A 24,568-nucleotide genomic window follows, 5' to 3' on the forward strand; every position below is an offset into this window, starting at 1 on the left:
AGATCGGCGCGGAACGCATAGCGCGTCGCCCGCCGACGCCGCGCTGCGGGTCGCGCGCCGATCCGGGCTGAGGCGGGCGGCCGCGCCCCGGGTCAGGGCCGCAGCAGCACCTTGCCCACCGCCGCGCGGCGGGTCAGGAGGCCGAAGGCCTCCGGGTACTCCGCCAGCGGGTAGACGCCGTGGACCTGCGCGGTGAGCCTGCCCGCGGCGACCCAGTCGAGGAGCCGGCGCTGATCGGCCCGGTGCGCCTCCGGCTCTCGGTCCAGGAAGGCGCCCCAGTGGACGCCCTGCACGTCGAGTTCCTTGAGGAGCATCAGGTTCAGCGGCAGCCGCGGGATGGCGCCGGCGGCGAAGCCGATCACGAGGAAGCGCCCGCGCCAGCCGAGCGCCCGCAGGGCCGGCTCCGCGTAGGCGTCGCCGACCGCGTCGTAGACCACGTCGATCCCGCCGCCCGAGATCCGGCGCAGCTCGTCCTTGAGCGTCGCCGGGTCGTAGACCACGCCCGCCTCGGCGCCGTGGGCGCGGGCGACCGATAGCTTCTCCTCCGAGGAGGCGCAGGCGATCACCCGGGCGCCCATCAGCCGGCCGAGCTCGACGGCGGCGAGGCCGACGCCCCCGGAGGCGCCGAGGACCGCCAGCCACTCGCCGGGCCGCAGGCGCGCGCGGTTCGCCAGGGCGTGCAGCGAGGTGCCGTAGGTGATGGTCAGCCCGGCCGCCTGCTCGTCCGGCACGGCGTCCGGCACCGGCGTGAGCCGGGCGGCGTCGAGGGCGATCAGCTCCGCGCAGCAGCCGTGCCCGGCATGGACGATCACCCGCTCGCCCACGGACACGCCCGCGGCGCCCTCGCCCAGCGCCTCGACCACGCCGACCCCCTCGCCGCCCGGCGAGAACGGCAGGGTCGGCTTCACCTGGTAGCGCCCGGCGGTGATCAGCGTGTCGAAGAAGTTCAGGGCCGCCAGCCGCATCCGCACCAGCGCCTGCCCGGGGCCCGGCACCGGGTCGGGCCGCTCGACGATCTCCAGATGCTCCGGCCCGTCGAGCCTCGTGCACAGCAGCGCCCGCATGGCGTCCCTCCTCCCCGGCGTTTCCCGGCCGATCAGGCCCGAACCGACGGTGCGGTCAAGCCGTTCCGATCATCTCGCGGATGCGGGCGCCCAGCACCTCCACCACGAACGGCTTGGTGATGACCTGCATCCCGGCCTCGAGGGGCCCGTTGCCGAAGACCGCGCTCTCGGCGTAGCCGGTGACGAACAGGACCTTGAGGCCCGGCCGCGTGAGCCGCCCGGCCTCGGCCATCTGGCGCCCGTTCATGCCCCCCGGCAATCCGATGTCGGACACCAGCAGGTCGATGCGCACGTCGGATTGCAGCACTTTGAGGCCGGCCGCGCTGTCGGCGGCCTCGATCGCCGTGTAGCCGAGATCCTCCAGCACCTCGGTGACCAGCATGCGGACGGTCGGCTCGTCGTCGACCACCAGCACGGTCTCGCCCGGCGCGGCCCGCGGCGGCGCGCCGACGGCGGCGTGCGCGTCCTCCTCGGCGACCGCGCCGCGGTGGCGGGGCAGGTACAGGCAGACCGTCGTGCCCCTGCCGACCTCCGAGTGGATCCGCACCTGGCCGCCGGATTGCTGCGCGAAGCCGTAGATCATCGACAGGCCGAGGCCGGTGCCCTGCCCCAGGGGCTTCGTGGTGAAGAACGGCTCGAACACCTTGCCGACGATCTCCGGCGCCATACCGCTGCCGGTGTCGGTGACGCACAGCGACAGGTACTGGCCCGGCGGCATGTCGTGGCGCCGGGCGGCGCGCTCGTCGAGCCACGCATTGGCGGTCTCGATCGTGATGCGCCCGCCCTCCGGCATCGCGTCCCGGGCGTTGATGCACAGGTTGAGGAGCGCGTTCTCGAGCTGCGGCGGGTCGACCAGGGCCGGCCAGAGGCCGGGCGGCGCCACGACCTCGACCACCACGGCGGGGCCCACGGTGCGGCGGATCAGCTCCTCCATGCCGGCCACCAGCCGGTTCACGTCGGTGGGCTTCGGGTCGAGGGTCTGGCGACGCGAGAAGGCGAGCAGCCGGTGGGTCAGCGCCGCGGCCCGTTTCGAGGCCCCCTGCGCGGCGTTGATGTAGCGGTCGACGTCCATGACGCGGCCCTGGCCGAGCCGGGTCTGGATCAGCTCCAGCGAGCCGGAGATGCCGGCGAGCAGGTTGTTGAAGTCGTGGGCGATGCCGCCGGTCAGCTGGCCGACCGCCTCCATCTTCTGCGACTGGCGCAGGGCCTCCTCGGCGGCGGCCAGGGCGTCGGCGCGCTCGCGCTCCGCGGTGAAGTCGCGGCCGACGGCGTTGATGACGCCCTCCCCGGGCCGGGCCGCCCAGCTGATCCAGCGATAGCCGCCGTCCCGGTGGCGGTAGCGGTTGTCGAAGCGCGCGAGGCTCGACCCCGCGGAGAGCTGGCGCGCGCCCTCGACGGTGCGGTCGAGATCGTCCGGGTGGACGAAGGCGATGAGCTTCGTTCCGATCAGCTCGTCCGGGCGCCAGCCCAGCACCTCGGTCCACGCTGGGTTCACCGCGGTGATCGTCCCGTCGAACAGGCAGCGCAGCATCATGTCGGACGAGAGCGTCCACAGGGCGTTGCGGTCGGCCGTGCGCTCCTCGACCTGCTGCGCCAGCGTGGCGTTGAGTTGGCGCAACTCGGCCAGGGCGGCCTCCAGCCGGCCCTGGCTCTCCTTGAGGGCGGCGTCCGCCAGGACCCGGCCGGTGGTCTCGTTGGTGAGGATGAACAGGCCGGCGACCCGGCCCTCGGCGTCGAGAACCCGCGAGTACGAGAAGGTCCACCACGTCTCCCGGGCGCCGCGGTCGGTGTCGAGCTGCCACGGCAGATCGACGAAGCGCTCCGGACGGCCCGCCATGGCGGCGTCGATGATCGGTTTGGCCTGATCCCAGGCATCGGCCCAGACCACGTCGAACCGCTCGCCCATCGCCCAGGGCAGCCGCGGACCGAGCAGCGGGAAGTAGGTGTCGTTGAAGAAGAAGTGGAGGTCGGGCCCCCAGGCCAGGATCATCGATTCCGGCGAGTTGAGGACGAGCGACAGGGCCGCACGGAACTCCGCCGGCCACGTCTCCGGAAGCCCCAGGGGATGACCCGACCAGTCGCGCGCGCGGATCATCCGCGCGGCCTCGCCGCCGCCGGAGAGGAAGGGGAAGGGGTCGGTCACGGGCTCTGAGCAATGCAGGTCATGGGCGTACGGCGTATGACCGTCTTCGGCGGCATCTCCAAGCTGCCCGGTCGCGGTTCGACGACGTCGTCTCAGCGCGCCGCCGTCCTCGCGAGCGGAGCGAAGCGACCCAGGGCTACGGGACGTCGGCAAGCGCGGCGCCGACGGGATCGCCTCGCTCCGCTCGCGAAGACGGCCGGCTGAGCCTCGGTCCGACCCGTCAATGCGCCTCCTGCCAGTTGCCCGCCGCGTTGGCCTCGACCACCAGCGGCACCTTCAGGGTCAGGGCCGGCGCCGGCGCCTCCTCCATGACGCCGCGGATGATCGGGATCGTCCGCTCCACCTCGTCCTCGGCCGCCTCGAACACCAGCTCGTCGTGCACCTGCAGCAGCATGCGCGCCCTGAGCTTCTTCGCGGCGAGGGCCGCCTCCATCCGCGTCATGGCCCGCCGGATGATGTCGGCGGCCGAGCCCTGGATCGGCGCGTTGATCGCTTGCCGCTCGACGCTGGCGCGCTCGGAGGGGTTGTTGGAGCGGATCTGCGGGTAGTGGCACACGCGGCCGAACAGGGTGGTGACGTAGCCCTTGTCGCGGCAGCTCTTCTTGGTGGTCTCGATGTAGTCCCGGATGCCCGGGAACTGCTCGAAATACTGCTTGATGAACGCCGAGGCCTCCTCGCGGCCGATGCCGAGCCGGTCGGCGAGGCCGAAGGCCGAGATGCCGTAGATGATGCCGAAGTTGATGGTCTTCGCCCGGCGCCGCAGGTCGGGCGTCATCGCCTTGAGCGGCACGCCGAACATCGCCGAGGCGGTCGCCGCGTGGATGTCGATCCCGTCCTCGAACGCTTTCCGGAGCTCCGGGATGTCGGCCATGTGGGCCAGCAGCCGCAGCTCGATCTGCGAGTAGTCGGCCGAGATCAGCCGGTTGCCGGGCGCCGCCACGAAGGCGCGGCGGATCCGGCGACCCTCCTCGGTGCGGATCGGGATGTTCTGCAGGTTCGGCTCGGAGGAGGACAGCCGGCCCGTGGTGGTCGCCGCCAGCGAGAACGAGGTGTGGACCCGCGCCGTCTCGCGGTCGGCATGGGCCTGGAGCGCGTCCGTGTAGGTGGATTTCAGCTTCGAGAGCTGCCGCCACTCCAGGATCTTCTTGGGCAGCTCGTGGCCCGCCTGGGCCAGCTCCTCCAGCAGGGTCGCGGGCGTGGCCCACTGGCCCGACGGCGTCTTCTTGGCCCCCGGCAGACCCATCTTCCCGAACAGGATGTCGCCGATCTGCTTCGGCGAGCCGACCGAGAATTTCTCCCCGGCATCCTCCTGGATCTCCTCCTCCAGGCGGACGAGGATCTGCGAGAAATCCCCGGACAGGCGGCTCAGCATCTCCCGGTCGACGCGGATGCCGCGCTGCTCCATCCGGGCGATCACCGGCAGCAGGGGCCGCTCCAGGGTCTCGTAGACGGCGACCCGGTGCTCGGCCACGAGGCGCGGCTTCATCATCCGCCACAGGCGCAGGGTCACGTCGGCGTCCTCGGCCGCGTAGGCGGTGGCCTTGTCGATGGCGACGCGGTCGAACGTCACCTTGTTGCGGCCGGTGCCGGCCACGTCCGAGAAGGTGATCGGCTGGTGGCCGAGATGCCGGCGGGCCAGCTCGTCCATGCCGTGGCCGCCCTTGCCGGCGTCGAGCACGTACGAGATCAGCATCGTGTCGTCGAACGGCGCGACCTCGATGCCGTAGCGGGCGAGCACCACCCAGTCGTATTTGAGGTTCTGGCCGACCTTCAGGACGCCGGGGTGCTCGAGGAGCGGCTTCAGCCGGGCGACGGCCTCCTTCAGGGGGATCTGGCCCGGCACCGGCTCGACCACGTCGGAGGGCGCGGCGCCCTCGCCGAACAGGTCGGTGGCGTCCGCCTGCACCTTGGCGGCCTGGACGTGGGCCAGCGGGATGTAGCAGGCCCGGCCGGTGGCGACCGCCAGCGAGACGCCGACGAGGCCGGCCCTGTGGGCATCGAGCGAGTCGGTCTCGGTGTCGACCGCGATCACGCCGGCCTCCTCGGCCTCGGCGATCCAGGCGTCGAGCTGCTCCAGCGACGAGACCGTCTCGTAGGCGGCGGTGTCGAACGGCGCCACGGATTCCGCGGCCCGTGCCGCCACCACGTTGCCGGGTGTCGCCTCGACGGGCGCCCGGGGCTTGGCGGGCGCGTCCGGCAGGTCGAGGTCGGCGAAGGGATCGATCTCGCCGCCCTCCGGCGGGGCGGCGCCCGGCGGTCGCTCGGCCCCGGCGGCCGCGGTCTCGGGATCCGGCGGCACGGAATCGCCGAAGAACGGCACCGCGTCGCTGCCCCCGGCGGCGTTGCCGTAGCCGTGCGGCCGGGCGCCCGGCAGGAGGCGCGGATCGGGCTTCACCGCCTCGGGATCGACGTGCAGCATCTGGGCGATGCGGCGCGTCAGCGTGTTGAACTCCATCGCCTTCAGGAAGCCGACCAGCTTCTCGGGATTGGGCTGGGGCACGCAGAGGTCGTCCAGCGGCACCGGGACGGGCACGTCCTCCATCAGCGCCACGAGCCTGCGCGACAGCTTGGCCTGATCGACGTTGGCGAGCAGCGTCTCCCGCCGCTTGGGCTGCTTGATCTCGCCCGCCCGCTCCAGCAGGGCCTCGAGGCTGCCGAACTCCTTGATCAGCGCCGCGGCCGTCTTCAGGCCGATGCCGGGCACGCCCGGCACGTTGTCGGAGGTGTCGCCGATGAGCGCCAGCGCGTCGCCGATCTGGTTCGGCTGCAGGCCCTCCCACTTGGCGACGATCGCCTCGACGTCGAGGTTGCGCTCGGGCCGGTAGCCGGGCTTGCCCTTGGCACCCGACTCGAAATCGTAGAACCGCACCTGCGGCCCGACGAGCTGCATCAGGTCCTTGTCGGACGAGACGATGATGACGCCCGCGCCCCGCGCCTCGGCCTGGCGGGTGTAAGTGGCGATGAGATCGTCGGCCTCGTAGCGCTCCAGCTCCACCGCGTGCAGGCCGAAGGCGCGCACCGCGTCGCGCATCAGCGGCATCTGGCGCTTCAGGTCGTCGGGCGCGTCCGGGCGGTGGCCCTTGTAGTCGGGGAACATCTCCTTGCGGAACGAGCCCTCCGACTTGTCGAAGACGATCCCGAGATGGCTCGGCATGGTGCCGGCGGCGCCGTCCTGCAGGAACTGCGCGATCTTGGTGCAGAACAGCCGCACGGCGCCGGTGGGCAGCCCGTCGGAGGGGCGCGAATTGTACTTCTGGTCCTGGTTGATCGACTGGAAATAGGCCCGGAAGATGAAGGACGAGCCGTCGACCAGGATCACCTGATCGCCGGGTCCGACGGGCTTGGTCTCGGGGCTCGAGTCGGGCTTCGAGTCGGTCATGGGCTCAGGCGGCTCGGGGCGATCAGGAGTCGGGCGCGCGGTCCAGCTCGGCGCGGCAGGCCGCGACGAGGACGGGCAACTCGTGGTGGACGGTGAGCCAGACGATGTCCAGCGTCACCCGATGATAGCTGTGGCGATAAAAGTTCCCCGCATCCGCGATCTGACGCCACGGCACGGCGGGATATCGGGCTCTCGTCTCGGCGCTCAATCGGCGGCTCGCCTCCGAGATGATCTCCAGGCAGCGCACGACCGCGAAGTGGGTGCGTTCGTCTGCCTCGAACGTCTCGAGCGTGAATCCCGCCACGAAGCGGGCAACGCGCTCCGCGTTGGCGATCATGTCGGCGCAGGCGGCCCGCTCGCGTTCAGAAGGCGGAAATGGCATCGCGCTCCGCGTGCGTGCGAACCCGATCCTTCAGGGCCGCCCGATCCGCCACGTCGACCCGGATCGGAAAGAGATCATCGATGAAGTGGCACAGGCCGACATAGCCGAAGAGACCGCCCACGACGGACACATCGATCTCGATCATCACGTCGAGATCGCTGTCGGCCCGCGCCTCCCCCCGGGCGACCGAACCGAACAGAGCCGCGTGGAGAACGCCGCGGCGGCGCAGTTCCGCCTCGTTGGCGCGCAGGATATCGAGGGCGGCGAGCTTGTCCATGGCGGCGGGACCGGAGGGAATCGGCGGCCGCCAGCATAGCAGAAGCGCGGCAGAGGAGGATCAGGCCGCCAACTCGCGCCCGAGCGCCTCCACCCGGCGCAGGTCGTCCACGAAGGCCGCGTAGGCCTCCGCCTTCGCCTCGTCCGGCAACCGGAGCAGGTAGGACGGGTGGACCGTGATGAAGCCCTGGAATCGGTTGTCGTGCCGGTCGAAGCGGAACGGGCCGCGCGCCCGGGTGATCGGGATCGCCTTGCCGGTCAGCGCCAGCAGGGCGGTCGCGCCGAGCGCCACGACGAGCTTCGGGCCGACGAATTCGAGCTCCCGGTCGAGCCACCACCGGTAATGGCTGACCTCGCCGGCTGTCGGCTTCTGGTGGATGCGGCGCTTGCCGCGCTCCTCGAACTTGAAGTGCTTGACCGCGTTCGTCAGGTAGCTCGCGCCCCGGTCGAGCCCGGCCTCCGCCATGGCGCGGGAGAGCAACTGGCCGGCGGGCCCGACGAAGGGCCGGCCTTGCCGGTCCTCCTGGTCGCCGGGCTGCTCGCCCACGAAGGCCACCGTCGCCCCGACCGACCCCTCGCCGAGCACGGCCTGGGTGGCCCCCGGAACCAGCGGCTCGGTCCGGCGGATGATCGCGTTCAGCTCGTCGAGGCTCTTGGGATCCTGGTCGGCCATGGCGGCGACGGCCCGGGCGGGTTCGCGGCGTGTGGGCAAGGTCGGCTCCCTCTCGATCATGGCTTCGGTTCGCCCGGCCGCCGCCCGGACCAGGGCCGGGATCGCAGCCGTCTCGGGCATGTTGTGCCAGTACTTCTTGGGCATCTCCGCCCGCATCGCCTTCAGGTTGGTGCGGGCCGGGTTGAACGTGCTCTCGTAATAGGTCTGCCAGCCGGCCTCGAAGCCGTCGCCCTCCGGAAGATGGGCGCGGTCGCCGGGCGGCCCCAAAGTCAGGGTCTCGGTGTCCCAGTGGGCCGAGCCCTCGGGCGTCAGGATCGACCAGCGCATCCCGCGGAAGCGGTCGACGAAGAACGGTGCCGCCGCCTCGAGGATGTGGTGGTCCGGCTCGAACCACGCGACGTAGCGCTCGCCGTCCGGTCCCTCCGCCCGGCGGAAACGCAGGAAGGCGTGCATCTTGTGGAGGTCGCGCCCGATCGCCTTCGCCATCCGGTGCAGGCGGTGGACCAGCGGGTCGCTGCCGATCTCCATCAGGTGCCGCTCGCCGCGGCAGACGCGCCAGATCAGCGCGTAGAGCAGGCCGTAGCGCTCCGGATCGCGGTGGGGAATGACCTGCGGGATCAAGGTGGCGACGGCCTTCGGCAGGACAAGCGGCGTCCCGGCGGCCTGCTCCGCGTCGCCGCCGAACAGGCCGGGCGCATCCGTCACCGACCACGTCACGGCCTCGGGGGCGACGCCCTGCGCGACGAGGCTCCGGGCGGCTTTGCGGAAACCGTCGAGATCGGCGCCGGGGCGCAGCGCGACGGCGCGCGGCGACCGCGCATCCCCTCTCTCCACGGAGGCAGACGGAAACGGCGCGTGCCCCGCCCCCATCAGAACAGGCTCAGCTGCGCCGCGGGCTCGACCAGCCGCGTCCGCAGGTCGAGCCGGTCGGTGAGCCCGACCGGCCGATGGTCGGCGGCCACTAGGAACGGCCGCGCCCGCTTCAATCCGGAGGTCAGCCGGGCGACGTCATCGAGGCGCAGGGTCGCGTGGCGGCGCGCCCTGACGATCTTGTCGACCGCCCGCGCCCCGAGCCCCGGCACCCGCAGCAGCCATTCCCGGTCGGCGCGGTTCACGTCCACGGGGAATTTGTCCCGGTGCTTCAGCGCCCAGGCGAGCTTCGGGTCGATGTCGAGGGCGAGCATCCCGCCCTCGGAGGCGTCGGCCACCTCGTCGGGGGTGAATTCGTAGTACCGGAGCAGCCAGTCGGCCTGGTACAGCCGGTGCTCGCGCTGGAGCGGCGGCGGCTTCGGCGGCAGGATCGCTGAGCCGTCCGGGATCGGACTGTAGGCAGAGTAGTAGACCCGCTTCAGGCCAACGCTGCCGTAGAGGAGCGCGCTCTTGCGGATCAGGGCCTCATCGGTGGTGGTGTCCGCCCCGACGATCACCTGCGTCGAGTGGCCGGCCGGCGAGAAGCGGCGCTTCTCGGCCTTGGCCTGCACGATGCGCTCGCCGATCTGCGCCATCGCCCCCTGGATCGCGGCGCCGTCCTTCTCGGGCGCGAGCCGCTCCAGGCTCGCCTCAGTCGGCAGCTCGACGTTGATCGAGAGCCGGTCGGCGTAGAGGCCCGCCTCCTCGATCAGCCAGGGGCTCGCCTCCGGGATCGACTTAAGGTGGATGTAGCCGGCGAAACCGTGGTCGCGCCGGAGCGACTTCGCCACGCGGGTCAGCAGCTCCATCGTGTGATCCGGCGACTTGATGATGCCGGAGGAGAGGAACAGCCCCTCGATGTAGTTGCGCCGGTAGAAGTTCAGGGTGAGGTTCACGACCTCCTCCACGGTGAACTTCGCCCGCCGCACGTTCGAGGAGCGCCGGTTCACGCAGTAGGCGCAGTCGAACAGGCACCAGTTCGTCAGCAGGATCTTGAGGAGCGAGACGCACCGCCCGTCGGGCGTGTAGGCGTGGCAGATCCCGGCGCCGGTGGTCGACCCGAGCCCGTCCTTGCCGGCCGCCCGCTTCGGCGCGGCCGAGGAGGCGCAGGAGGCGTCGTACTTGGCGGCGTCCGCGAGGATGCGCAGCTTCTTGGCCAGGGTCTCGTCCATCGAACAGACAATGAACAACGTGGCCGAAGGTGCAAGGCCGGCGCGGCGTTCACCCCGGGCCGCGATGCCGCACCCGTCACGCAGGCGCGTCGGGCTCGCCGGATTCGTCGGGCTCCCGGTCGACCACACGGCGGGCGAGGCCGTAGGCGAAGCCGGCCCGGGCCAGGGCGGCGAGGTCGCGGTCGCGGTGCGTCGCCCGCTGGTCCGGTCGGCGATACGGTCCCAGGCGTCGCCGCTTGGCGTAGGCCTGGGCGGCCTGCTCCTCGATCGCGTCCGCCTCCCCGTCCGGCAGGGCGTCGCGCTCAGCCAGCATGGCGGCCTCCACGACGTCGCGCGGGATCCCCTTGGCGGCGAGCTTGGCCGAGACGCCGCGGGTCGAGGTGCCGCGACGCCGCAGGGTGGCGAGGCGGGTATCGGCGAAGCGCGCGTCGTCCACGAGGCCGGCCGACACCGCCCGCGCGACGGTCGCCGTCACGAGGTCGGCGAAGCGTTCGGGATCCTCGCCCCGGGCCCGCGCGCGCTTCTGGACGCGGCGCGCGAGCGTCCGGCGCAGCATATCGGTCGAGGCGCTGTAGCGCTCCAGATAGTGGAGCGCCGCACGCTCCAGCCAGGCCGGGCTCACGGGGCCGGGCGGCTTGATCTCGCGGTCGCGACCTTCTGGCGCGGATCCTGCAACGAATGGAGATTTCACCGGTTCTTCACGATCTCGACAGGTTTGCGTTCCATGACTCAGGTATGGAACGCGCGCAACGCGACAGGCTCGGCCATGGCCCGAACCACCGTTCTTCGCCCGGCACTCCGCAGGGCCGATGGCGCCTGCGGCTGCACGGCGCGGCGGCCGTACTGATGCGGCGCGAGTGGCTCCTGGTCCTCGTGGCCCTGGGGCTCGCCGCGGCCGCGGCCGCGATCGTCTACCTGTCGCGCCCGAACACCCTGACGGTGGCGGTCGGCCCCCAGGACGGGCCCGAGGCCGCGCTGATCGAGGCCTATGCCGGCGCCCTCGACCGGGCCCGGGAGGACGTCCGTCTCAAGGTGGTGCGCTACGGCGACGTGCGCGACAGCGCCCTGGCACTCCAGCGCAACAAGGCTGACCTCGCGGTGGTGCGGCCGGACGTGTTCCTGCCCGAGAACGGGCTGACCCTGGCGATCCTGCACGACGAGGCCCTGGTCATCGCGGCGCCGGAGGCGGCCGATCTCGACGACGTGCCGGCCCTGGCGCGCAAGCGGCTCGGCATCGTGGTCCGTCACAGCGCTGACCTGTCGTTCCTCACGAACCTCCTGTCCTTCTACGACCTCGTGCCGGACATCGTGGGCGAGGACGCGCCGGAGGCCGGCCACGCCGCCGAGGCGGAGCCCGGCCACGTGGTCGTGGTGCCGCTGAAGGTCGGTGACGTCACGGCCGCACTCACCGAGAAGCGGGTCGACGCGGTGGCGGTGATCGCGAGCCCGGCCTCCAAGCCGGCGGCCGCGGTCGTCCGCGCCGTCGAGCTGGGCGCGCCGGACCGCAAGATCGGCTTCGTCTCGATCCCGGACGGCGACGCGATCCTGCAGCGCTTCCCCGAGCTGCAGTCGGTGACGATCCCGGCCGGCACCTTCGGCGGCCGCCCGAAGCGGCCCGACGAGGAGGTCAAGACCGTCGGCGCCTCCTATCGCCTGATGGCCCGCGGCACGGTGAGCCGCGTCGCGGTCGCCTCTGCGACGCAGCACCTGTTCGAGTGGCGCTCGCGGCTCGCCTCGACCGCGCCGGTGGCCAAGCTGATGAAGGCGCCGGACTTCGACACGACGGTGGCGGCGACCTCGGCGCGCCTGCCGAACCACCCCGGCGCCGTCGACTATTTCGAGCGCGAGCAGCAGACCTTCCTCGACCGCTACGAGGACTACATCTACCTGTTCGCCTTCTTCGGCGGCACGATCGGCTCCGGCTTCGCGTGGCTCGGCCAGCGCCTCGCCCGCAAGCGCCGGGAGCGGGTCGACTTCGTCCTCGACCGGCTCCTCGACATCATGCGCGAGGTGCGCGCGGCGACCAGCGCCGCCGAACTCGACGCGATCGCGATCGAGACCGACGGGCTGGTGGCGGACGTGGTCTGCTACGCCCGCGAGCGCAGCATCGACGCGCGGACGGTCAGCGCGCTGATCCTGGCGGTCGACGGCGTCCACGCGGCCATCGCCGACGCGCGGCGGCAGACGAGCGAGACCGAGCCCCGGGCGGCGACCCGCAACCGCACGGCCCGGCTGCTCGCCCTCGATCTGCCGGCCGCGGAGTAGCGGCGGGCGCCGCATGGCTGGCGGCTTAGGGATATCATGCTAACGGGAACCATGTTCGATCCCGTCGCCGCCCTCGATACGGTTCTCGAGAACCTCGACCGCGAGGCCCGCGAGCCCACGAAGCTCCGGGCCGCGCTGGTGCCGCAGCTGCGCCGGGTGATCGAGGAGGGCCACCGGGCCGCCGAGGCGCAGCTCCTCGAGGACCGCAACGGGCTGCTGTGCGCGCAGACCCTGTCGAATCTTACCGACGCGGTGGTCCGGGCGATCCACGACGCCGTGGTCTGGCGGCTCTATCCCAACGACAACCCGTCGACCGGCGAGCAGCTCGCGGTGGTCGCCACCGGCGGCTACGGCCGGGGCACGATGGCGCCGGGATCGGACATCGATCTGCTGTTCCTGCTGCCCTACAAGCAGACCGCGTGGTCCGAGAGCGTCGTCGAGGGGATGCTCTACGTCCTGTGGGACCTGAAACTGAAGGTCGGCCACGCCACCCGCTCGGTCGAGGAGTGCCTGCGCGAGGCGCGGGCCGACATGACGATCCGGACGGCCCTGCTGGAGGCGCGGTACCTGTTCGGCACCCGGGTGCTCTACGAGGAGCTCGTGACGCGCTTCGACGCCGAGCTGGTGGTCGGATCCGCCGCCGAGTTCGTCGAGGCGAAGCTGCGCGAGCGCGACCTGCGCGTCTCCAAGGCCGGCACCTCGCGCTACCTCGTCGAGCCCAACGTCAAGGACGGCAAGGGCGGCCTGCGCGACCTCAACACGCTGTTCTGGATCGCCAAGTACACCTACCGGGTCCGCGACCAGATCGAGCTCGTCAGCGCCGGCCTGTTCACCCCGGAAGAGTACGCGCTGTTCGAGCGCTGCGAGGAGTTCCTGTGGCGGGTGCGCTGCCACATGCACTTCGCCACGAAGCGCGCCGAGGAGCGCCTGTCCTTCGGTCTGCAGCCGCGGATCGCCGAGCGCTTCGGCTACGAGGCCCGGGGCGGCCTCTCCGGCGTCGAGCGCTTCATGAAGGCCTATTTCCGCATCGCCAAGGATGTGGGCGATCTCACCGCCATCGTCTGCGCCGAGCTGGAGGCGCGCCACGCCAAGCGCACGCCGGTTCTCGACCGCTGGATCGGCCGGTTCCGCGACCGGTTCCGGGCGACCGCCATGGAGGCGGAGGATTTCTGGATCGACCACGGCCGGGTGAACCTGCGCGCGGAGGACGCCTTCGAGCGCGACCCGGTCAACCTCATCCGGCTGTTCTGGCTCGCCGACCGGCACAACCTCGCGATCCATCCGGACGCCAAGCGGCTGGCCAACCGGTCCCTGCGCCTCGTCAACCCGTCGCTGCGCGTGGACCCCGAGGCGAACCGACTGTTCGTCGAGATCCTGACCTCGCGGAACGCGCCGGAGGAGGCGCTGCGCGAGATGAACGAGGCGGGCGTGCTCGGCCGCTTCATCCCGGATTTCGGCCGCATCGTCGCGATGATGCAGTTCAACATGTACCACCACTTCACGGTGGACGAGCACCTGCTGCGCACGGTCGGCGTGCTGGCGGACATCGAATCGGGCCGGGCCCAGGAGACCTACCCGCTGGTCTCGCGCCTCGTGCACTCGATCCACAACCGCACCGCGCTCTACGTGGCGATCCTGCTGCACGACATCGCCAAGGGCCGCCCGGAGGACCACTCGATCGCCGGCGCCGCCATCGCCGAGAAGCTCTGCCCGCGCTTCGGCCTGAACCAGGCCGAGACCGAGACGGTGCGCTGGCTCGTGGAGCACCACCTGCTGATGTCGATGACCGCGCAGAGCCGCGACCTCTCGGATGCCAAGACGATCGAGCGCTTCGCCGCGAGCGTGCAGAGCCTGGAGCGGCTGAAGCTCCTGACCATCCTGACGGTGGCCGACATCACCGCCGTCGGCCCCGGCGTCTGGACCGCCTGGAAGGGCACCTTGGTCCGCACCCTGTACGACGAGACCGAGGTCTACCTCTCGGGCGGCCATTCCGAGATCGCCCGCACCGACCGGGTGCGCCTCGTGCAGATGGGCCTGCGGGAACAGCTGCCCGGCTGGGGCTCGGAGGAGTTCGACGCCTACGCGGCCCGCCACAGCCAGGCCTACTGGCTCAAGGTCGACGGCACGCGCCAGCTCAAGAACGCGATCTTCCTGCGCGACGTCGTGCGCGACGGGCGGACCAGCGCGACCGACGTCGCCCTCGATCCCGTCCGGGGCGTGACCGAGATCACGGTCTACTCGCCGGACCATCCCCGCCTGCTCGCCATCGTCACCGGCGCCTGCGCCGCGGCCGGCAGCAACATCGTCGACGCGCAGATCTTCACCACCACGGACGGGTTCGCCCTCGACACGATCTTCATCTCGCGCGCCTTCGAGCGGGACGACGACGAGCTGCGTCGGACCAAGCGCATCACCGCGGCGATCGAGCGGGCGCTGAAGGGCGAGATCAAGATCGCCGACCTCGTGGCCGACAAGCACCCGCCGACCAGCACCCGCGCCAAGACCTTCCCGGTGCCGCCGGACGTCATCATCGACAACGCCCTGTCGAGCCGGGAGACCGTGGTGGAGATCACCGGCCTCGACCGGCCGGGCCTGCTCTACGAGCTCACCACGGCCTTCAGCCGGCTGTCGCTCAACATCACGTCGGCGCATGTGGCGACGTTCGGCGAGCGCGCCGTGGACGTCTTCTACGTCACCGACCTCACCGGCACGCGGGTGACGCAGCCCGACCGGCAGGCCGCGATCCGGGCCGCCGTGATGGACGTGTTCGCCCACGACGTCGCGACGCTGAAGGCCGAGGGTCTGGAGGCGCTGGTGGCGGCGCCGCCGCCGCGCGAGGCGTGAGCGTACGGGTTGATTTCGCGGCCCCGTGGCCAGATATCAGCGCCGATTCCACCATCCCTCACCGATTCCCGCCCACGACTGAAACGTGATGACGAGCAACGACATGCCTCAGGATGACCAGCGCCAGACCACGGTCGAAGCCGGTGCCGGCGCGGCCCAGGATCCCGCGCCCGCGGGTCAGGGCAGCGAGTCGGCCACCGTCGATCCGGTCGCGGAGGCCCTGGCCTTGCTGACCGCCGAGCGCGACGAGCTCAAGGACCGGACGCTGCGCACCCTCGCCGAGATGGAGAACCTGCGCCGCCGGACGGAGCGCGAGGTCGCCGACGCGCGCGCCTACGCGGTGACCAACTTCGCCCGGGACGTGCTCAACGTCGCCGACAACATCCGCCGCGCCCTCGACAGCGTTCCGGCCGACGCGAAGGCCACGGCCGACGGCGCCCTGAAGGGGCTGATCGACGGGATCGAGCTCACCGAGCGCGACCTCGGCAAGACCCTCGAGCGCCACGGCGTGAAGATCGTCGAGCCGCAGGGCCAGAAGTTCGACCCGAACCGCCATCAGGCGATGTTCGAGGTGCCGAACGCGGAGGTTCCGGCCGGCACCGTCGTGCAGGTCGTGCAGGCGGGCTACGTCATCGGCGAGCGCGTGCTGCGCCCGGCCCTGGTGGGCGTCGCCAAGGGCGGCCCGAAGGCAGCCGCCAACCCGGCCGACGCCGCCTGAGCGGCCCCGTGGTGCGCCCTACTGGCAGGGCAGCGCCGCGGCGAAATCCGAGATGAACTGCGCGGTCTGGCGGGTCCGGGCCGGCGCCGCCGGATCGCGGGCGACGAGCCCCGCCTCGACGCGGAGGCGGCCGTTGCAGGCGCAGGTCGGCAGCGTTCCCGCGGCCGGCTCAGGCGAGCACGCGTCGTGGTGCGCGCAGGCGAGATCCAGCGCGTCGATCGGCGGGTAGCCGGGCCCGCGGCTGCCGGGGCCGCAGAAATTCCCGTAGATCAGGATGGCGCCGCGCCCGTCGGGCCCGGGTGGCACGATCTCCTGCGCCCGCGCCGGGACGGTGCAGGCCGCGAGCGCGACGGCGAGCAGCATTGTCGTGAGGGAGGTCGAGCTGGGCATGCTCACGGCCGATCCTGTCGGAGAGAATCCGCGGTCCCGCGGGGCTGCACCCGCGCGGTATCCGGCCTCACCGACATCCCTCGGCCATGGACAGGCTCGCGCGGCCGACAGATTCGCGAAGCCGAATGCAGGGCATTGCGACCCAGCTTGACCGCTCCGTCAAGCTATCGCCCAACGAATATTGCTCAGAATCGGTAATTCACACCGGCCCGAACCACCGCAAACCCGGAGTCCTGTTTGCCGGCACCATAAAACGCCGGAACACTGGCGTTGTAGTACGTGGCGGCGTTCGTTCCGCGGCCGAGATGGAGGTAGAGCGCCTCCACCTTGGCGGAGAGCTTCTCGGTGAAGGCGTACTCGATGCCGCCGCCGGCCGCGTATCCGGTCCGGTCGGTCGACGGCAGGGTGTAGGGGTAGGCGCCCGCGTCGGTCGCGCGCGCCCCGCCGCCGTAAGCGAAACCGCCGGTCCCGTAGACGAGGACCCGGTCGAACGCGTAGCCGAGCCGGGCGCGGACCGTGCCGAAATAGTCGAGGCTCGGTCGGACACTGTAATACGGCGTGGTGCCGAGATAGGCGGCGTCCGCCTTGGCGAAGGCCGCGCCCTGGATGTCGGCCTCGACGCCGACGACGGCGCCGGAGCCCGGCGTGAATTGGTAATTGTAGCCTATCTGGCCGCCGCCGGCGAAGCCGCCTGACCGCCCGCCGCCCGTGACGGTGCCGTAGGTCGGGTCGGTGAAGCCGCCGCTCCCGGTCGGGAATGCGTATCCCGCATTCACGCCGGCATAGATGCCCGTCCAGGTGAAGACCGGGAGCGACGGCAGTGGCGGCGGCGGCGCGCGGCGGGGCAGGTCGGCCGCCTGGGCGGCGAGGGCCAGGCAGCCGCATGCGGCGCCCGCGAGGGCTGCGGAGGTTCGTGCGTTCATGGAAATCTCGTTCGGCGCGCGGCGGAGCCGCGGGATCAGAGGGCCAGGAGGAGCAGCCCGACGACGGTCACGGACAGGATCAGGCAGAGGGCGAGATCGAGAATGGCCGCTCCACCGCAGGTCGGCGCGGTTCGTGCGCGGTCGATACCGGACAGGGCGATCAAGAGCGGACCTCGCGGTTCTCTTCCGTGCGTGCCGCGACCCTCACGGTTCTCGCGGCGCGTCGGGGCCCGACGGCGCCCGAGGGTGCCGCCGCCCCGCCTGAGGGGGTGGCGGGAGCGGCGGCCTGCGGCGCCCTCGGTGAACCGGCGCGGTGGACCGTTTCCGCGACGGCGACCCCGAGGACGGGCAGTGTGAGCGCGGCGACGACGCAGACGAGGCGTCGGAGCCGCGGAAGGGGATCACCCAGGCTTGCCCGTCGCGCCTGGGCGGTGGGAAGCGTGAGCGGCGGCAGGGGCATCGCCACGAGCGTTCGCGTATCAATCGTCATCGGCCGGCCCCGCATTTCGTGGGAAATTTGACCACGAAATGGTTTTACGTGTGCAAAAATCCCACGTCAACGCGAAATCGAGGGACCAGCGTGCGCCTTCGCACGCGGTGGGATTGTGTCCCACAGCGTGAGCCGTCACGATGCGGCCATGTCTGATACTGCCGATACACCGCGGGAGGGCGCCAGCCTGCACGCGCCGCTGGCGCGGCTGCTGCGCCCCCTCGTGCGCCTGCTCGTCGCCCGCGGCATCACCTTCCCAGCACTCACCGACCTGCTGCGCGAGCTGTACGTGAACGTCGCCGAGTACGACTTCGCCCTCACCGGAAAGGAGCAGACCGACAGCCGCGTCTCCCTGCTCACCGGCATCCACCGCAAGGAGGTTCGGCGCCTGCGAGGCGCCGGTGCTCCGGTCAGCGCCGTCCCGGCGGTCGTCTCCCGCACCAGCCGGATCATCGCCCGCTGGATCGCCGACCCGGCCTTCACCGACGCGCAGGGCCAGCCCCTGAAACTTCCGCGCACGGCCGAGGGCGGCGCACCCTCGTTCGAGTCGCTGGTCGCGGGCGTGACGCGGGACCTGCGGCCGCGCGCCGTCCTCGACGAGTGGCTCGATCGCGGGCTGGCCTTCACGGATCCGCAGGACCGGATCGTGCTGGCCGAGGCCGCCTACGTACCGAGGGGCGACGGCGCCGAGGGGCCCCAGCTCTACTATTTCGGCCGCAACCTGCACGACCATATCGCCGCCGCCGTCGCCAACATCTTCGGAGACGCGCCGCGCTTCCTCGAGCGGGCGGTCCACTACGACGGGCTGTCCGAGGACCTCGCGACCCGGCTCGAGGCGCGCGCCCGCGAGATCGCCATGGAGGCGCTGCAGCAGGCCAACCGGGAAGCGCACGCGGCCTGCCAGACCGATCCCGGCGGCACGCATCGCTGGAACTTCGGCCTGTACGTCTACACCGAAGCGGCGCCGCCGGCGCGGCGAGCGGACGAGCGGTGAGAGGCCGGCCGGTGCGCGCCACGCTCAACCGCCGGTTCGTCCTGCGCCTGCTCGCGGGCGCCGCGACCGTTCTGCCCGGCACCGTCCGGTCGCAGGAATCCCCGCGCGATCAGGGCATCGGCGGGACCGGCATGATGCGGACCGACGCGCCGAAGAGCGGGCCCCTCGGCGAGGGCGACCGCGGCATCGGCGGCACCGGCGTGATCGGCACGATCCGACGCTTCGGCTCGATCGTCGTCAACGACCTGCGCATCGCCTATCCGCCCGAGGTGGAGGTGCATATCGACGGCACGGCCGCGAAGGCCGCCCACCTGAAGATCGGTCAGGTCGTCCACGTGGTGGCGCGGCCCGAGGGCGGCGGACTCGCCACGGGACGGATCGACGTCACGAGCGAAGTGGTCGGGACGGTGGAATCGGTCGCGCCTGGGCGGCTCGTAGTGCTCGGCCAGCGGGTCTCGACCACGGGTCTCGGCGGCGCGTGGCAGCCGGGCGCGCGAGTCGCGGTGAGCGGGCTGCGCCGGCCCGACGGCGTGATCGTGGCGAGCCTGATCGAGCCGCGGGACACCGGGCCCGACCGCGTCGCCGGCCCGGTGCGGCGGGTCGCGGGCGGCCTCGGGATCGGCGGCCTCCGCCTCGCGGGCGCCGACGCCCTGCCGCCGGGCCGGCGCGCCCTGGTGACGGGCCGTGCGGCGAACGGCGTGCTCACCGTGACCAACGCCGCGCAGGTCGGTCTGCCCTTCCCGCCGGGTCTGAAACAGGTCTCGATCGAGGCCTATATCGGCCGGGATAGCGGCAGGCTCGACGTCGGCGCGGGCTACGCCGTCGCGGGCCGCCCCGGCGCGCAGGTTCCGCGCACCGGGAGCGTGCGGGCGGTGCTGACCGCGGCGATCGCGCGGGACGGGGACCTGACGGTGGAGCGGCTGCGGATCGAGGACCGCATCGCGCCCGAGCCGCAGCGGCCGGACGCCCCCCGGTTCGAGCGGGAGCGCGACCGGCTCGACCTCCGCAACCTCCCCGACGAGGCGCCCGGCCGCTTCGGCGCCGAGCCCGGAGGCCGCCAGGGCGGCCTGGGCGGCATCGGCGAACCGCGCGGCCCCGCGATCGACACCCGGCCGGGGGGCGCGGTCGTCCCCGGATCGGAGGGTACCGGCGGATTCGGAGCGCCGCGCGGCGGCTTCGGCGGCACGCCGCCGGCAGGCCCCGGGGCGTTCCCGGGCGGCCCCGGGGGCTTCGGCGGCTCGCCCGGGGGCCCCGGCCCGGGCCCGGGCGGGGGCGGCTTCGGCGGCGGTGGTTTCGGCGGCGGTGGTTTCGGCGGGCCTGGCGGTCCGGGCGGCGGCCGGCGCTAGAGCCGCGCCCGGTCGGGACGACAATGTAGCCGGGCCCGTGCCGAGCGAGGCGTGGGTCCTCTCTCCCCTGCGGGAGAGGGGTGTGGGGCGGCTGTCTCGACCGGATCGGCCTTCGTCCCGCACCGTCGCAACGCAATCGGAGGCGGCTCTAGAACAGACCGCGCGGAGCGCGGACGCGCGCGGGACGGAGGGACTTCAGGCCTCCGCCTCCCGGTCGAGCAGCGCGCGCTTGCGCGCGACGCCCCAGCGATAGCCCGACAGGGCACCGTCCGAGCGCACGACGCGGTGGCAGGGGATGGCCACCGCGACCGGGTTCGCCCCGCAGGCCTGCGCGACCGCGCGCGTCGCCGTCGGCAGGCCGATCGCCCGGGCGATCTCCGCGTAGGTCGCGGTGGATCCCACCGGGATCTTGCGCAGCGCCGTCCAGACCCGCTGCTGGAACGCCGTCCCGCGGATGTCGAGGGGCAGGTCGAGGCCGCTGCCCGGCGCCTCCACGAGCCCGATGACCCGCGCCATCCAGCCCTCGAAGGCCGGGTCGCCGCCCTCGATCTCCGCGGCGGGGAAGCGGTCCTGGAGATCGTGCAGGAGCGGCTCGGGCGCGTCCCCGAGGAGGATCGCGCAGACGCCCGCCTCGGTGGCGGCGACGAGGATCGCGCCGAGGCTGCAGGCGCCGATGCCGAACCGGATGCGCAGGTCCGCGCCGCCCGTCCGGTAGGCGGCGGGCGCCATGCCGAGGCGCGGCGCGCCCGCCGCGTAGAACCGGCTCGCGGCGGCGTAGCCGGCCTCGTACAGCGCCTCCGTCACCGAGGCGGCCCCGGGCAGCCGCCGCGCCACGGCGGCGGCGCGGTGGGCGGCCGCGTAGGCTCTGGGGGTCACGCCGGTGGCGTCCTTGAACACCCGGTGGAAGTGGTAGGCGCTCAGGCCGGCGGCGCTGGCGAGCGCGGCGAGGGACGGAACCGTCTCCGCCGTCTCGATCAGGCGGCAGGCGCGGGCGACCGCCTCGGCCCGGCGCTCGGCGAGGGCGGGCTCGTCCGGGCGGCAGCGGCGGCACGGCCGGAAGCCGGCAGCCTCGGCCTCAGCGCAGGTCCGGTGGAAGCTGACATTCTCGGGCCGCGCCGCGCGCGCGGCGCAGCTCGGGCGGCAGTACACGCCCGTGGTGCGGACCGCGTACACGAAGGTGCCGTCGGCCCGCGGGTCGCGGGCGGCGAGGGCGGCCCAGCGCTCGGCATCGCCAGGGTCTGTCGCGGGAACGGGGCTCATGGCAGCCGTACTATGCGGCTTGGCGCGGGCCTTGAGGAGGGGCATGACGGGGCCTGCCGGGTGGTGGATGACGCGTGCGGCACTCTGCCGGTCCGCCGCCGCACCGGCATCCCGCGCCTTGCGGCCGAATTCGACATCGGCGGCCGCCGGAACGGGCGACCCGCCTCACGAGTGCGCCATGGCTTCGAGCACGCCCGATCACATCCATGTCGGCCAGGACGGCTGGCTGTTCCTGAAGACGGGCACGAACGACGTGCTCGGCCAGTACGAGCGGCCGGAGGAGACGACCGAGCTGATCTGGCAGTGGCGCAGCCTCGTGACGACGCGGGAGCGGCGCCTGCGCGCCCAGGGGATCCTGTACCGCCACGTCGTCGCCCCGGAGAAGCTGATGATCTACGATCACCGGCTCGACGGGCTCACCATCCGGCCGAGCGCGTCGCCGGCCTACCGCCTCCTCCACAGCGAGCCCCCGGCGGGCCGCTTCCCGGGTCCGGTCGGGCTGTACGCGGCCTGGCGCCGGCGGAAGCGCTGGCGGCAGACCTGCATCGATCTGGTGACGCCGATGCGGGCGCAGCGCGACGCGGCCGACCTCTACTGCCGGACCGACACCCACTGGTCCGCCGACGGCTGCTATCTCGCCTACGCGGAGATCTGCCGGGCGCTGGGCGCCGAGCCGCGGCAGGACCTGCGAGAGCGGCCGTCCTTCGAGACCGACCACGACGGCGATCTGGGGAGCGCCTTCGATCCACCCCGGCAGGCGCGCTCGCGCACCGTCCTGATGCAGCAGAACGCGGTCCGGACCTACGGCAGCCCGATCGTCGAGGCCCGGGAGAAGGCCGGCCTGCTGCACACGCTGCATGTCGGTGCGCACGTGATCTACGGGAACGCCAAGGCCACCGACCCGCGCCGGCTGGTCTTGTTCGGCGATTCCTTCTCGCACGTCATGCCGTACATGCTGACGATCATGCTGGCCGAGACGTTCCGCGAGGTGCACTTCGTCTGGAGCACCTCGCTGGACTGGCCGTATATCGAGCGCGTCCGGCCCGACATCGTGCTGACCGAGGTGGCCGAGCGCTTCATGGTGCAGCTGCCCGACGACACCTTCTCGGTGGAGCGCTACGCGCAGGACCGCTTCGGGGCCGAACTCGCGGCCGCGGGCGCCTGACGGGCGAGCCCGGAACTCGGGAGGGCGAACACGTCGCCACCCCCGACTTCGCCAGTCCGGGATTGCCGAGCGGGATCCGGAGCGCGAGCGGGCGCCCGGCATGGCTGCGACCGGGACTGTCCGTTCCCGGCTCGCCGGCCGTGCCCCTCACGCCTGCAGCTTGGCCACCAGCGCGTCCGACAGGGCGAAGTTCACGTAGACGTTCTGGACGTCGTCCTGGTCCTCGATCACCTCGACGAGGCGGATGAGCTTCTCGCCGGTCTCGTCGTCGACGTTGATGGTGTTCTGCGCCTTCCAGATCAGGCCCGTGCGCGCGGGCTCGCCGAAGCGCGCCTCGAGGGCCTTGGTGACCTCGCCGTAGGAATCCTGGGCGCAGATGACCTCGTGTCCGTCCTCGCCGGAGCTGACGTCGTCGGCGCCGGCCTCGATCGCCGCCTCCAGCATCGTGTCGGCGTCGGCCACGGAGGCCGGGTAGACGATCACGCCAACGCGGTCGAACATGAAGGCGACGGCCCCGGTCTCGGCGAGGCTGCCGCCGGACTTGGTGAAGGCCGAGCGCACGTCCGAGGCGGTGCGGTTGCGGTTGTCGGTCTGTGCCTCGACGATCAGCGCGGCGCCGCCGGGCCCGTAGCCCTCGTAGCGGATGTCCTCGTAGTTCTCGCCGTCGGCGCCGGCGGCCTTCTTGATGGCGCGCTCGATATTGTCCTTGGGCATGTTCTCGGCGCGGGCCGCCAGGATCGCGGCGCGCAGGCGCGGGTTCATCGCCGGGTCGGGCGTGCCGAGCTTGGCCGCCACCGTGATCTCGCGGGCGAGCTTGCCGAACACCTTCGAGCGGACCGCGTCCACCCGGCCCTTCCGGTGCATGATGTTCTTGAACTGCGAATGGCCTGCCATGACGGTTCGGACTTTTGTTCGTTGGCGCGGGCGGGCGTGCGGAACCCCGCCGTCGCGGCTGTGAGGTCGCGCCGTATATAGGCCGCCGCCTTCGGACGAAGCAACGCGGCCGCTGCCGGTCGGCGCGACACGGGCCGATACGGCCCCGCGGGCTTCGCAATCCCGTGACCGCGGAAAAAGTCGCCGTCTCGGGCGTTGGCGCTGGACTTCACGCGCAGCTGGGAACCCGATGTCGAGCCGGAACGGACGCAGCACGGTCATGGTCACGGGCGCGAGCGCCGGCGTCGGCCGGGCTGTCGCCCACGAATTCGCCCGGCACGGCTGGAACGTGGGGCTGATCGCGCGCGGCCCGGCGGGGCTGAGGGGCACGATCCGCGATGTCGAGCGGGCCGGCGGCCGGGCCCTGGCCTTTGCGGCCGACGTCGCCGACGCGGAGGCCGTCGCCCAGGCCGCCGACGCGCTGGCCGAGGCGTTCGGCGGCATCGACGTCTGGGTCAACAACGCGATGGTGACGGTCTACGCGCCCGTTCAAGAGACGAGCCCGGACGAGTTCCACCGCGCCACCGCGGTGACCTATCTGGGGCAGGTGCACGGCACGCTGGCGGCCCTCCGCCACATGGTCCCGCGCGACCGGGGCACGATCGTGCATGTCGGCTCGGCGCTCGCCTACCGGTCGATCCCGCTCCAGGCAAGCTACTGCGCCGCCAAGGCCGCCGTGCGGGGCTTCGTCGATTCCCTGCGCAGCGAGCTGCTCCACGACCGCAGCCGAGTCCGCCTGACGATGGTACAGCTTCCGGCCGTGAACACGCCGCAATTCGACTGGGCGCGCTCGCGGCTGCCACGCAAGCTCGAGCCGGTGCCGCCGATCTACCAGCCGGGGGCCATCGCCCGGCACGTCTTCCGGGCGGCGCACGACGCGCCCCGGGAAGTGTGGATCGGGGCCTCGGCCTGGAAGGCGATCATCGGAAACATGCTGATCCCGGGCTGGATCGACGGCTACCTCGCCCGGCACGGCTATCGCGGGGAGATGACCGGCGTGCAGGCGCAGAAGAACCGACCCGACAACCTCTACGACCCGGTGGACACCGATCCCGGCGCCCACGGCCGCTTCGACTCCCGCGCGACCAGCGACGTCGCCGCGGCCGACCCGCGCTGGCTCAAGTTCGGGATCGCGGCCGCGCTCGGCCTCGTGGCCGGGACGATGCTGTTCGCCACCGAGGCGCACGGGCGGGCGGACGCCCGCGCCGATCGCCGGCCGGGCAGACGCTAGGACACGGGCCA

Annotated in this window: 20 protein-coding genes; 7 read left to right on the forward strand and 13 right to left on the reverse strand. The window is 72.2% G+C overall.

Going from position 1 to position 24,568, the window contains the following annotated elements:
- Positions 1-92 precede the first annotated feature (92 nt).
- From LXM90_RS25720 to LXM90_RS25755, 8 genes are all read right to left on the reverse strand, one after another.
- Positions 93-1,064: an NADPH:quinone oxidoreductase family protein gene (locus LXM90_RS25720; protein ID WP_020092528.1), complete on the reverse strand. Its 972-nt coding sequence runs from the start codon at positions 1,062-1,064 to the stop codon at positions 93-95.
- Between the two features lie 55 nt (positions 1,065-1,119).
- Positions 1,120-3,207 carry a hybrid sensor histidine kinase/response regulator gene (locus LXM90_RS25725; RefSeq protein WP_020092529.1) on the reverse strand — a complete coding sequence of 696 codons (2,088 nt, stop codon included), beginning with the start codon at positions 3,205-3,207 and terminating at the stop codon, positions 1,120-1,122.
- A 220-nt stretch (positions 3,208-3,427) separates the two neighbouring features.
- Entirely contained in the window at positions 3,428-6,586 is a 3,159-nt protein-coding gene (gene polA, locus LXM90_RS25730; RefSeq protein ID WP_103984978.1) for a DNA polymerase I, read from the reverse strand.
- 22 nt (positions 6,587-6,608) lie between these two features.
- A complete protein-coding gene (locus tag LXM90_RS25735; protein WP_026604827.1) occupies positions 6,609-6,968 on the reverse strand; it encodes a DUF86 domain-containing protein in 360 nt (119 codons plus the stop codon).
- Positions 6,949-7,245 carry a nucleotidyltransferase family protein gene (locus tag LXM90_RS25740; RefSeq protein ID WP_020092532.1) on the reverse strand — a complete coding sequence of 99 codons (297 nt, stop codon included), beginning with the start codon at positions 7,243-7,245 and terminating at the stop codon, positions 6,949-6,951. The genes LXM90_RS25735 and LXM90_RS25740 overlap by 20 nt, the downstream gene beginning before the upstream one ends.
- A gap of 60 nt (positions 7,246-7,305) precedes the next feature.
- Entirely contained in the window at positions 7,306-8,787 is a 1,482-nt protein-coding gene (locus tag LXM90_RS25745) for a UdgX family uracil-DNA binding protein (RefSeq protein ID WP_234081206.1), read from the reverse strand.
- A complete protein-coding gene (locus LXM90_RS25750) occupies positions 8,787-9,998 on the reverse strand; it encodes a putative DNA modification/repair radical SAM protein (RefSeq protein ID WP_020092534.1) in 1,212 nt (403 codons plus the stop codon). Before LXM90_RS25750 ends, LXM90_RS25745 begins: the two co-directional genes overlap by 1 nt.
- Positions 9,999-10,074: 76 nt before the next feature.
- The gene (locus LXM90_RS25755) at positions 10,075-10,620 is read right to left on the reverse strand and encodes a regulatory protein RecX (protein ID WP_020092535.1); all 546 of its coding nucleotides are present in this window, start codon (positions 10,618-10,620) and stop codon (positions 10,075-10,077) included.
- 224 nt (positions 10,621-10,844) lie between these two features.
- Between LXM90_RS25755 and LXM90_RS25760 the strand changes: the two genes are divergently transcribed.
- The 3 genes from LXM90_RS25760 to grpE all read left to right on the forward strand — a co-directional run bounded on the left by LXM90_RS25760 (position 10,845) and on the right by grpE (position 15,825).
- Positions 10,845-12,263 (forward strand): TAXI family TRAP transporter solute-binding subunit, encoded by a 1,419-nt coding sequence (locus LXM90_RS25760; RefSeq protein ID WP_020092536.1) that lies wholly within the window; start codon positions 10,845-10,847, stop codon positions 12,261-12,263.
- 51 nt (positions 12,264-12,314) lie between these two features.
- On the forward strand, positions 12,315-15,107 hold the full coding sequence (locus LXM90_RS25765; protein WP_020092537.1) for a [protein-PII] uridylyltransferase: 2,793 nt from the start codon (positions 12,315-12,317) through the stop codon (positions 15,105-15,107).
- 103 nt (positions 15,108-15,210) lie between these two features.
- Entirely contained in the window at positions 15,211-15,825 is a 615-nt protein-coding gene (gene grpE / locus LXM90_RS25770; protein ID WP_026604829.1) for a nucleotide exchange factor GrpE, read from the forward strand.
- 18 nt (positions 15,826-15,843) lie between these two features.
- Here the strand turns inward: grpE and LXM90_RS25775 are convergent, their stop codons facing one another.
- The 3 genes from LXM90_RS25775 to LXM90_RS31950 all read right to left on the reverse strand — a co-directional run bounded on the left by LXM90_RS25775 (position 15,844) and on the right by LXM90_RS31950 (position 17,302).
- Positions 15,844-16,215, reverse strand: a complete 372-nt coding sequence (locus tag LXM90_RS25775; protein WP_020092539.1) for a hypothetical protein — start codon at positions 16,213-16,215, stop codon at positions 15,844-15,846.
- A gap of 185 nt (positions 16,216-16,400) precedes the next feature.
- On the reverse strand, positions 16,401-17,138 hold the full coding sequence (locus LXM90_RS25780) for an outer membrane protein (protein ID WP_020092540.1): 738 nt from the start codon (positions 17,136-17,138) through the stop codon (positions 16,401-16,403).
- A 35-nt stretch (positions 17,139-17,173) separates the two neighbouring features.
- Entirely contained in the window at positions 17,174-17,302 is a 129-nt protein-coding gene (locus LXM90_RS31950) for a hypothetical protein (RefSeq protein ID WP_020092541.1), read from the reverse strand.
- A gap of 474 nt (positions 17,303-17,776) precedes the next feature.
- On the opposite strand from LXM90_RS31950, the gene LXM90_RS25785 reads away from it, so the two are divergent.
- A complete protein-coding gene (locus tag LXM90_RS25785) occupies positions 17,777-18,622 on the forward strand; it encodes a DUF6502 family protein (RefSeq protein WP_020092542.1) in 846 nt (281 codons plus the stop codon).
- Positions 18,623-18,633: 11 nt separating this feature from the next.
- A complete protein-coding gene (locus LXM90_RS25790) occupies positions 18,634-19,968 on the forward strand; it encodes a DUF5666 domain-containing protein (protein ID WP_020092543.1) in 1,335 nt (444 codons plus the stop codon).
- Between the two features lie 195 nt (positions 19,969-20,163).
- Here LXM90_RS25790 and ada read toward each other — a convergent pair whose 3' ends face one another.
- Positions 20,164-21,228, reverse strand: coding sequence for a bifunctional DNA-binding transcriptional regulator/O6-methylguanine-DNA methyltransferase Ada (gene ada, locus LXM90_RS25795; RefSeq protein ID WP_234083063.1), 1,065 nt, complete (start codon positions 21,226-21,228; stop codon positions 20,164-20,166).
- 178 nt (positions 21,229-21,406) lie between these two features.
- Between ada and LXM90_RS25800 the strand changes: the two genes are divergently transcribed.
- Complete coding sequence (locus LXM90_RS25800; protein ID WP_020092545.1) at positions 21,407-22,393, forward strand: alginate O-acetyltransferase AlgX-related protein; 987 nt, start codon at positions 21,407-21,409, stop codon at positions 22,391-22,393.
- A gap of 147 nt (positions 22,394-22,540) precedes the next feature.
- Here LXM90_RS25800 and LXM90_RS25805 read toward each other — a convergent pair whose 3' ends face one another.
- On the reverse strand, positions 22,541-23,287 hold the full coding sequence (locus tag LXM90_RS25805) for a YebC/PmpR family DNA-binding transcriptional regulator (RefSeq protein WP_020092546.1): 747 nt from the start codon (positions 23,285-23,287) through the stop codon (positions 22,541-22,543).
- 229 nt (positions 23,288-23,516) lie between these two features.
- Here LXM90_RS25805 and LXM90_RS25810 point away from each other — a divergent pair, with 229 nt between their 5' ends.
- Complete coding sequence (locus tag LXM90_RS25810; RefSeq protein WP_103984977.1) at positions 23,517-24,557, forward strand: SDR family oxidoreductase; 1,041 nt, start codon at positions 23,517-23,519, stop codon at positions 24,555-24,557.
- The last annotated feature ends 11 nt before the right edge of the window (positions 24,558-24,568 follow it).

The organism is Methylobacterium oryzae, from assembly GCF_021398735.1.
GTDB lineage: Bacteria > Pseudomonadota > Alphaproteobacteria > Rhizobiales > Beijerinckiaceae > Methylobacterium.